This window comes from Limnofasciculus baicalensis BBK-W-15, from assembly GCF_024178385.1.
Lineage (GTDB): Bacteria > Cyanobacteriota > Cyanobacteriia > Cyanobacteriales > Coleofasciculaceae > Limnofasciculus > Limnofasciculus baicalensis.
The window spans coordinates 1-5731 of sequence record NZ_JAMZMM010000377.1; the positions used below are offsets into that span (position 1 = coordinate 1).

A 5731-nucleotide genomic window follows, 5' to 3' on the forward strand; every position below is an offset into this window, starting at 1 on the left:
CCCTACTCCCTACTCCCCATTCCCCACTCCCAGAAAATGTTTAATAACTTCTCCAAGCCGTTTCAATTTAACTGGTTTAGCTAAATAACTATTAGCACCCGCTGCAATACACCTCTCTTCATCACCGGGCATAGCCAAGGCAGTTAAGGCAATAATAGGAGTATTAGCTAACTCTTGATTGGTGCGAATCTGACGGATAGCTTCCAACCCATCGATTCCCGGCATTTGGATATCCATCAAAATTAAATCTGGCTTTTGTGCTTGGGCAATAGAAATCGCTTCTATACCATTATTTGCTATAACTAAGCGATACTTTTGGGCATTTAGATAGCCAGTAAATGTGTCAATATTGGATTGGTTATCCTCTGCCAATAAAATTAGGGGTGTCAGAGTAATTGTCGCCACAATATCAACAGGAGATGGTAATTCTTCTCGCTCCGGAAGCACTTCAGGCTTAATGGCAGATGGTAACTTTTCTCGAGCGGGAACCACTTCAGGCTTAATGGCAGATTCAGTTTTGGTTTGAGTGGTTATTACTACAGTTTCTGGGAGATAGGGTAACGCCACAGTAAAACGGCTACCTTGCCCCATGGTACTAGTAACGCTAACTTCTCCCCCATGTAAATTAACAATTTTTTTCACTAAGGCAAGCCCTAACCCTGTCCCCACATATTTACGACTGAGACTGCTATCAATCTGAACAAAAGGTTGAAATAATCGGTTGATATCTTGAGGGGAAATGCTAATGCCAGTATCAATTATGTGAAACAGAAGTAATGGTGAGGGATGAGCTAGTAATGAAATAGGAATATTTGTATCCAGATCCCTATCTTTGGGAAAGCTAACTGTAACTAACAGAGAAACTCGTCCACCCTCATTCGTAAATTTTACCGCATTATTCAGGAGATTGATCAGAACCTGTTGCCAGCGGCGCTTATCCACAATAATGGGACTCATTTTATCGGGAATTTCACTCACCAGTTGAATATTTTTTTGGTTAGCATCGTGTTTAATAAATACTAAACTATACTCACAAACTTCCTTAATAGACACTGTTTCTGTGTTAAGTTCTATGGTACTCGACTCTACTTTAGATAGATCGAGAATGTCAGTAATCAACGATAGTAAGTGTTCTCCGCTGGTTGCAATATTCTCGACGGCATTCTTTTGCTCTTCATTTAAAGAGCCTAAAATTTCCTCTTGCAATATTTCAGAAAATCCTAATATGGCATTGAGGGGAGTGCGCAATTCGTGGCTCATATTGGCAAGAAATTGACTTTTTGCGTTATTTGCAGCTTCAGCCGCTTCTTTAGCAACTTGAGCCTGAAACAGTAATTCTGCCTGTTGTAGTGCCACACCTAATTGAGCAGCAATTAGGGTAGCAAAATCTTTTTCTTTTACTTGCCACTGACGGGGCTGAGAACACTGATGAATGCACAATAATCCCCAAAGAGTTTCTCCATTAAAGAGTGGTACTACTAGATTCGCTTTAATCTGAAATTGAGCTAGGGTTTGCAGATAGCAGTCTCTCAAACCAGCACCTTCAACATCATCAATGGTAAAGGGGGAGCGATTGCGACATTTAGTCAGATAGTCTTGAGCAAAGCAACTATCTGCTATTGGCACATTCATGGCTGAGGGATATATCAAATTTACATCTTCAGAAATAACTTCACCTACTTGATAATTAGATTCAGGGAGAAAGCGAAAAATGGCAACACGATCCACATTAAGAAGGCGACGAACTTCCTGAGTTGTTGACTTGAAGATTTGATCTAAATTGAGGGATTCCCGAATTCTAGCAATCACCTCTGTTAATGCTTGCTGCCGCTCGGCTGTGGCAGATAGTTCCTTGGTTTTGCTTTGGACTTCTTCTAAGTATTCTATTTGCTGTAGTGCAATAGCCAAATGAGTGGCAATCTGAGAGAAAAATGTTATTTCTGAAGTTTCCCATTTCCGGGGATTAGTATGTTGATACGCTGCGAGTAGTCCCCATAATGTTCCCCCTTTAATTAGGGGGACAATTGCGAAGGATCTGATATAGTAATGTTCCAAAATCTCCAGATGATAGGGAGAAAGTTCAGCATTATAGATATCATCTACTACCGATATTTCATTATGGCGATAACGACCTCCTTTTGTCTCTTGCAGATAGCTATCGTTCCAAATCGAACAGGTAGCAAGGACAATCTTTGCCCAACCTGGACTAACGGAACCAAAGCGCTCGATAAACTCTCCACCCCAATCCGCATCAAACCGATATACAGCTACCCTATCCACATTAAATACCTGTCGGACTCCATCAGTTGCAGTCCGAAAAATGGTTTCCACATCCGATAATTTTTGTAACTTGGCGAGAATATCAGCTAGGGTGCGCTGTTGATTCGCCATGGCGGTAGAGTGTTGCAACTCCGCAGTACGAATCGAAATTTGTTGCTCCAGATTAGTATTGAGAGTTTGCACCTGTTGGTAGAGTTGGTACTGTTTTACTGCTGTTGATAAGCGTTCCCCTATTGCTCTGCCCAATAGCAAATCAGATTCTGTCCAAGCTTGAGCCTCTCCAGTTTTAAACTGTCGCCATGCTTCAAAAGATTGCCGAGGCATGAGTTGACGGCTATCAGAATTGTGATAGCCCGCCCACATCATTTCTATATTCACCTCATCCCGAAAAATACTGAGACAACCAAGTAGCTCGCTGCCAAAGTAAAGAGGGATAATCAGCAAGCCGCGAATCCCAGTAGATTGAAATAAAGGTGTTAGGGAACGACATAGAGGTTCCCGGTAAATATCCGGAATCGCCCAAATATTTGACTCCTCCGAGGATTCCTCAGACATATCTCCAAGGGAATACATCGCCCTCATCCACCCAACGGACCAAGGTTTATTCCCTGATTCCTGTGTTAGTCCAGAATTGAGAAACCTTTGCCACAAGAGATTTTCTTCAATTACTCTCCCAGTACCCCCATCCAGCCGTTGAGGTTGGCTGCCGTAGGTGTAGATTTCTGCTTTCTGTTTACTATCTTTAGTCCCAAGGTAAAGCCTAGCTCCACTTCCTTGAAAGATTGCCATTGTTTCCTCCAAGGCTGCCTGAAGTTGAACAGTTGGAGTAGTGTAAAGTAATTGGGTAACGCGGTTAATATTAGTTTCGTGACTAGCGCGATCTCGCACGCGCTTGAGTAGAATTGATTGAGAAATTGCGATCGCTACTTGATCTACAACCAATTGCAACAGCCCTAATTGCTCTTCTTTAACAGGATAAGCTTCTGAATGGTGACAAGCCAGCAAACCCCAAAGTTGATCGATGGAGCGAAGAGAAGGTAAGGTTTCCCTTGATTGTGTTGAGCTTTCGATCACAATGGGGACAACAACAGAAGATTTTACCCCCATCGTAGTCAAATATTCTACATGGCAAGGATCTACTGCACGGTAGCGGATATCTTCAATTCCTAATAATTCTCCCGTATCAGGGCTATCCAACGGACTCAACCCAATTTGCTGGGAAGTGAGATCCACAATAGTGCGCTGTCGTGCCCGAACATATAGTTCCCGTGCAAAAGGGGGAATATCATCAGCGGGAAAGTGCAGCCCCAACAGAGAGGGTAGGCGATTTTCCACAATGGATTCCGCAATCACCAAACCGTGTCCATCCGGCTGAAACTGATAGATTTTGACCCTATCCATACCCAGAAACGATCGCACTTCTGCCACAGTTGCCGACAGAATCTCTTGCAATTCCAGGGATTGCCGGATCCGGTTCCCAATCCGATTGAGCAATACCTCCTGGGTAATGCTTTCTAATTCTGAGGGAGTTTCTGCTAGAACTTTTGCTTTTTCTGGGGAATACACGGGTATCGCTGGAAATATGGACAGTTTTATTATATTAATATACCAATTTTTCTATTATATACCAAATAATAATATGAACAGGACTTAGGCAAGTGTCAATATTGCCGATCGTACCTGTATCGCCGTCGCCCGTGTTGGGACAATTGGCTTGAGCCAATTGTTGAAATTTGCTGACTGAGAATGTCCTAACCGCTGTTGCTGTTGCTATACAACCAATCTGGCAATTCTCTTTATTACTCTTAAAACTCTGAACAGATTATTATTTTCATCACGAGATATTGCTGTAAACTTATCTGATATGGCGTACTGACTAACCGACTGATTCAGCTTAATAAAAAGATAATCGTCACCATTCGTTACCATCCCAAAAACTGGCATTTCTGAGTTGGGGTTTGCCATCATATAGGCTAACGTCTGTGGGATAGCTTGTAAAACATTAACATTGAAGCGCTTCTCCTCAATAACTACCACCCAGAATTTATTTTGTACCACCAAAGCGTCAATGAATCCTTCTAATACTGTATCTCCATTATCAATCTCCACCTTCACAAACTTCTCACACCGAATTTTAAAAGGGAGATCGAATAACCCGATTAAATCCAGCAATGGAGACACCATAATCCTGTCAATTGTCCCTTCAGTTATCTCTCCATCTGCTGCATAATAGAGATAGCGATTCTTGAGCCGATTCAAAGATTCTTTTTCAAGATCGGAAATGTCCGGTAAATCCTCAAACCATTCTGTAAAAAATTGGGCATCAGATGTGGGAATTAGATTGAACTTACTGTGCGCCTCGTTCAGGTTAGTAACCGCTTTGGCAATCCCAACTGTTTGCACCATAAATTAATTAGACCTCCGTTTTCTCCGATCCTATTGAAAATTTGTCAGGGATATAACAAACGGTTTAACATTTATTCAAACTGGGCATCAAGGGGTTCACAGAAATTACTCACACCTTGGTGAATGACATACATTACCACTGGTGTGGCTAAAATTGGCGGTAATAGCGGCGTTTCTTCCAAATATCTCACCAAAGACGAATAGAAACCGTTTTCCAAATCTTGGCGAAATTCCCGCTGACAAATCGCCGCACGGCATTTTCGCGCTAACGCATCCAACCATTCGGAATTTTCTCGCTGCGGTTGTTGCCCCGCACGAATCGCAAGCGCGATCGCAGCATCTTCTAAATCTCCCTCACAATCCTCGATCGCGTCAAGGGCTATCATCGCTTGGGCATTAGTGGAGAGTTGGGAACGAAACTGAGCAATTTCTTGGGAACTAACAATAGTCATGGAGGATTGATTGCAACTAGCCGCTATCCAGTATAGTCGCAGTCACACCGATTATGCTTAATGGCGATACCTGTAGGGTGCGTTAATAACTGATAACTTACCTAACCCCCCAGCCCCCTTCCCTTCAAGGGAAGGGGGAGCCGGAAATCTTGCTCCCCTCCCTAACTGGTGTTACACCCCTAGCAATAAATCGCCAATCTCCGATCCGCCAAGTTGTCTTGCGATCGCTAATCGTGCTTCTAACTTGGCTACGCTAAACTGATTGCGGATATATTCCACATTGGCTAAGGCATTCGCCTTTTGGGTGGTTAACCGCATCAAGGTATTCATGGCGTGTTGGTATTCTAAATTCACCTCCAGCAGTTCAAATCGACGTGCTTTGCGTTGAGAATCATTTTTCAGATCCGACTCAAACGCCACTTTTTTATCAGCATTGGCTTCGAGGCGATTAAGATTCAGTTGCACTGCCCGGATCTGAGATTCTAATTCATTCACAGTTTGAGCAGCTTGTGCGATCGCAGCAGGATATTGACTCAAGTTCATAATAACCTCATCGGGGATAGGGAGTGGGTTTTTTGGAGTGGGGAGAAGGG

Annotated in this window: 4 protein-coding genes; all 4 read right to left on the bottom strand. The window is 43.0% G+C overall.

Features of this window, described 5'->3' with window-relative positions; all coding sequences use genetic code 11:
- Positions 1–9: 9 nt before the first annotated feature.
- Complete coding sequence (locus NJ959_RS24750) at positions 10–3846, bottom strand: GAF domain-containing protein (protein WP_254014417.1); 3837 nt, start codon at positions 3844–3846, stop codon at positions 10–12.
- A gap of 204 nt (positions 3847–4050) precedes the next feature.
- Positions 4051–4686 carry a PD-(D/E)XK nuclease family protein gene (locus NJ959_RS24755; protein WP_254014418.1) on the bottom strand — a complete coding sequence of 212 codons (636 nt, stop codon included), beginning with the start codon at positions 4684–4686 and terminating at the stop codon, positions 4051–4053.
- Between the two features lie 71 nt (positions 4687–4757).
- Positions 4758–5138, bottom strand: coding sequence for a hypothetical protein (locus tag NJ959_RS24760; protein ID WP_254014419.1), 381 nt, complete (start codon positions 5136–5138; stop codon positions 4758–4760).
- A gap of 171 nt (positions 5139–5309) precedes the next feature.
- The gene (locus tag NJ959_RS24765; protein WP_373693707.1) at positions 5310–5681 is read right to left on the bottom strand and encodes a hypothetical protein; all 372 of its coding nucleotides are present in this window, start codon (positions 5679–5681) and stop codon (positions 5310–5312) included.
- Between the last annotated feature and the right edge of the window lie 50 nt (positions 5682–5731).

Bases quoted from the DNA above. Each gene is read 5' to 3' on its own strand.
- NJ959_RS24760 (WP_254014419.1), bottom strand. From the start codon at position 5,138: ATGACTATTGTTAGTTCCCAAGAAATTGCTCAGTTTCGTTCCCAACTC.
- NJ959_RS24755 (WP_254014418.1), bottom strand. From the start codon at position 4,686: ATGGTGCAAACAGTTGGGATTGCCAAAGCGGTTACTAACCTGAACGAG.
- NJ959_RS24765 (WP_373693707.1), bottom strand. From the start codon at position 5,681: ATGAACTTGAGTCAATATCCTGCTGCGATCGCACAAGCTGCTCAAACT.